This window comes from Deltaproteobacteria bacterium (assembly GCA_030654105.1).
Taxonomy (GTDB): Bacteria; Desulfobacterota; SM23-61; order SM23-61; family SM23-61; genus JAHJQK01.
This window is the reverse complement of record JAURYC010000113.1, coordinates 1-4,221: the sequence shown is the minus strand read 5'-3', so window position 1 is coordinate 4,221 and position 4,221 is coordinate 1. Positions and strand designations below refer to the sequence as shown.

Annotated in this window: 3 protein-coding genes; all 3 read right to left on the bottom strand. The window is 51.2% G+C overall.

The genetic code is table 11. From position 1 onward, the window contains the following. Positions 1-110: 110 nt before the first annotated feature. Entirely contained in the window at positions 111-983 is an 873-nt protein-coding gene (locus Q7V48_04380; protein MDO9209972.1) for a CoB--CoM heterodisulfide reductase iron-sulfur subunit B family protein, read from the bottom strand. Continuing rightward, positions 980-1,543: a 4Fe-4S dicluster domain-containing protein gene (locus Q7V48_04375; protein ID MDO9209971.1), complete on the bottom strand. Its 564-nt coding sequence runs from the start codon at positions 1,541-1,543 to the stop codon at positions 980-982. Before Q7V48_04375 ends, Q7V48_04380 begins: the two co-directional genes overlap by 4 nt. Positions 1,544-1,792: 249 nt before the next feature. Continuing rightward, positions 1,793-3,655, bottom strand: coding sequence for an ATP-binding protein (locus Q7V48_04370; GenBank protein ID MDO9209970.1), 1,863 nt, complete (start codon positions 3,653-3,655; stop codon positions 1,793-1,795). Positions 3,656-4,221 lie beyond the last annotated feature (566 nt).

Genomic DNA, 4,221 nt, shown 5'->3' with positions numbered 1-4,221 from the left:
ATAAGAATGATTAAAAAGCCAGTACCAAAACAAATAAATCAACGATCAGTCTTAGCTTTGGTCTTTTATTTTTATTTTCCTCTGTGCCCTCTGTGTTCTCTGTGGCAAAATTATATTTGGATGTTTTTCTTTTCCAAGAGGGCAAAAGGATCGATGTTTAATTTCTTCAACCCCAGTTCTTCCCCCCGCAGGCCCAGGCCAACGCCCAGTAACTGGGTGAAATAAAAAACTGGCAGGGCGAAGTGGGCCCCATATTTCTTTTCCACTTCTTCCTGGCGGAAATCCAGGTTAAACTGGCAAAGAGGGCAATCAACCACAATGGCCTCAGCCCCAAGGTCTTGGGCCATATCCAGCAAATCGTGGGTCAACTTCAGGACGACATCCTTTTTGGAAACCGAGAAAGAGCCCCCGCAACATTCAGTCTTGAAGGGCCACTCAATGGCCTCCCCCCCCAGGGTCTGAATTAACCGGTCAAGATAAGAAGGGTAAACCGGGTCATCGAAGGCAACAATCTTTTGCGGCCGGGCTGATAAGCAACCGTAATAGCAAACCACCTTCAAACCATTCAGATCCTTTACCAGGAGTTTGGCAATGGCTTCCAGGCCATACTCGTTAACCACAACATCCGAGATGTGACGCACCTTGACCTTTCCCTCATAATCACCGCGTAAAATCTGATTGACCTTCCTTCTCAATTCCGCGTTCTCCCGCAGCTTATGGGTAGTCAAACGCATACGGTTATAACAAGCAGCACAAGGAGCTAAAACTTCCAGGCCCATTTTCTCCGCTTGCAGAAGATCCTTGGCCGGCAGGACCAGAGGCAGGAGATCGTCGGTAACATGGGCGGCCGAGGCCCCGCAACAAGTCCAACCTTCTATTTCCTCCAATTCGATGGATAGCTTCTTAAAAACGGAATCGATAGATTGCTGATAGTCTGAAGCCGTGGAATGAAGCGAGCATCCCGGGTAATAGGCGTATTTCATGCCCCCTCCCCCCGCTTGGCCAGAACACGCTTGATAATTTCCTGAAATTCCTGCAACCCTTTCACCGGGGGGGTGGTCAGCTTAAGCTTTCCTTTGGCCAAGAGCTTTCGCCCTAACCGCCAATCCTTCAGCGGATTCAGGGTAAGCAGGTTATATCTTCCCATCAGCTGGAGGTCATTCACCCGACCAAAGCGCTCGATGACTTTCAGGAAGAGTTTATGGAAGAGGGTGATTTCTTTTTCCACCCCTGTCTGTCCCTGGCGAAAGGCCAGGACCCGCAGGGCATCCATGGCAGCGGCTACGTCAATATTCTTGGGGCAGCGGGAAGTACAGGTCTCGCACGAAGCGCAGAGCCAGATCGTGTGCGAAGCCAATGCTTCCTCTTCCCGCCCTAATTGCACCAGGCGGATCACTTCGTGAGGAGGGGATTCCATGGCGTAGGCGATCGGGCAGCCGGCCGTGCATTTACCGCACTGATAACATCCATCGATGTTTTGTCCGATCATGTCGCTAATCTTTTTACCAAAAACCCGAGAATGGTCACCCAAGGTAATTTTCATCAAGCGCTCCCCTGCGCGGGTAAAGTTGTTTACTTATTTTATCGGGAACAGTTGGCAACTTCCTATGATCTCCCTCATAAACAGAAAATTGCGGATTTCGGAATGCCGATTGCGGAATTTCTAAATCGAAACTCGGAACTTAATTTTTCTCGTTCCGCCTTCCGCACTCGTCATTCCGCATTCCACCTTTCACCTTCCATATTCTTCGTTCCCCATTCCGCATTCCGCACTTGGCAATCCGCATTCGAATCATTCCCTGGGCAGGGTGACGATAAAAGTGCTTCCCTCCCCAAGCTTGCTTTCGACGCCTATCTCGCCGTGGTAACGGTCCACAATATGTTTGACCAAAGACAGACCCAGTCCCGTACCTTCTTGCCCCATCTCTTTGGCATTCTTAGCCCGATAAAATTCCTCGAATATGCGGGGCATGGATTCAGGCGAGATGCCGATCCCCGTGTCCGCGACGAGGAGGCGGAGCGTATTATTATCCAAGCTGAGCTGTAACCTCACTTTGCCACCCGGTGGAGTATATTTTACGGCGTTCTCCAACAAGTTACCCAGCAGGCGTTCCAGATCGTCATCGTTGCCCTTGATGGTCAAAAGGGTATCCGGGACTTCTACGGTGAATTCGATATTTTTTTCTTCAACCTCTGGATGGATGGTGTCCACGACCCGGTTTACGACTCCATTCAGAATTACATCGGTCTTCTCGGTTTCTGGAAGGGCTCCTTTAAGCGCCCCCAGGGCCAGCAGATCGCGGATGAGGCTTTGCAGGGCGATCAGCCTGCGTTCCGCCCGTCCGATCAGTTCCTTTTGCTTTTGAAAAATTTCCCCGGCGTATCCTTCCAAGAGAACCCGGAGGATGGACTGAATCGCCGCCACGGGTGATTTGAGTTCGTGGGCCACTGTAAAAACGAAATCCGACTTGGCCTGCTCCAGATCTTCCAAACGCTGATACGTGCGGGCATTCTCGATAGCCACCGCTCCTTGGCTGGCCAGGGTGGAGAGAAATTCGATTTCCTCATCCGTGAAGCGGTGGACTTCCCCTGTATACATCCGGAGAACGCCAATGGTTTGTTCCCGCACGCTCAAAGGAACGCAAAGTACGGAACGGATTCCTTCCTTCCGGGCTTCTTCGGGATACTGGAACCCTGGGTCTTTGGTTACGTCCAAAACTGCCACCGGCTTGCCGCGCAGCGCCCCTCGATCCACTAAACTTTTGTTTAAATCCACCGGGCCTTTGGACAAATATTCCTCGCTCAGCCCGTAGGCTGCCCCGACCCACAGTTGGCGCCGTTCCTCATCCAGCAGGCGGATCGAACAGGCCTTGGCATTCATGGCCTTGGTGGCCTGCTGAGCGATCGTATTGAGCACCTCAGTAAAATTCAGGGTCGAGGTGGCCGCCTTGGCGATATCGTAAAGGGTCTGGGTCTTGTAATAGGCGCTCTCCAACCGCTGTTTCAGTTTGGCCAACTCGCGCGTACGAGCCCAAAGCCTGCGGGTGATAGAAGTGGCCAAATAGATGGAGACATAAATCGCGCTGGCGAAGAAAAAGAAGGTGCCCATGACATAGAAAGGCTGCTGAAAGTGGGGAATCAGGAATCCAGGGACGGACACATGGGGGATGATTTCATAGAATTCCAGCAGGGCCAGAGTCCCCACCAGAAGAACCCCAACGGTAGCATGAAAGTAGCAGGCCCTGGGGGGAATGAGGATACTGGCGATGATGGCGTGGAAAATAAAGTAAAAGATGACCGGGCTGTCAATCCCTCCCGAATAATGGACCAGGAAAACCAGACCCAGCCAGTCTACGAAAAATTGCAGGCTGGCAAAATCACTGAACTGCTTGACCCCGGCGGAGGGATTGCGCATGAGGACTTTGAGGCGGTGGTGGAAGGCGGCGTTGTAGGCGGCGATGATCACCCCGACAAAAAACAATTCCACCTGCCGGGTCGGTAGGCGCAGGAGAGTCCCCACCACCAGGGTGGTGACTACGACCCCCAAGGCGGCGAACCAGCGCAGACGGATTAGCCAGGAGACCCGCTCGATAAGCTCCTCTTCCACAGGCAGACGAAAAGGAACTCCCTTCCATTTTTGCTGGGGCTCTTCCAAAATTCTTTCTCCGGTGCTTGGAATGGTTCGTTGAATGAGCGAAATGATTGCGATGTATTATTAATCGAGGGGGGAAAGATTGTCAACCCATTTTTGTTTCGTTGGGCTCAATAACAGATCTTTTACTTTGCCTGCTTCAGTTCTGCTATTTTTTGATTGATTCTATTCTTGTGCTCAAGCGTTTGGCCAATAATTTCTTTCGCCAATTTCTGGTAGGTCAGTTCATCGGTCTTAGCGATCTCATAGGACTGGGGTTCGAATAATTGAAAGAGATCTTTATTCGTTCCCGAGGGGAAAAAAGTTTGTTTTCCAATGGCCGCCAGAATATTGGTTTTTTACGAAGTAAGCAACCGCTGTTCACAATCTACAAAAAGAAATCCTCAGGTTATGTTGGTTGAAGATAACCTTGGGGTTGTTCGGCTAACCGGGAAAGCCGCTTTACGGCCTTCCCCGAGATTTTCGGATTTTATATTTCCAGCGGCTATATGGTGGTTCCGCCGTCTATGGCAATGACCTGGCCGGTTACATAACTGGATGCATCCGCGGCCAGGTAAAGGATCGCGCCC

What these genes read in the sequence shown, in the direction of transcription:
- Q7V48_04380 (MDO9209972.1), bottom strand. Translation starts at nt 983, where the DNA reads ATGAAATACGCCTATTACCCGGGATGCTCGCTTCATTCCACGGCTTCA.
- Q7V48_04375 (MDO9209971.1), bottom strand. Translation starts at nt 1,543, where the DNA reads ATGAAAATTACCTTGGGTGACCATTCTCGGGTTTTTGGTAAAAAGATT.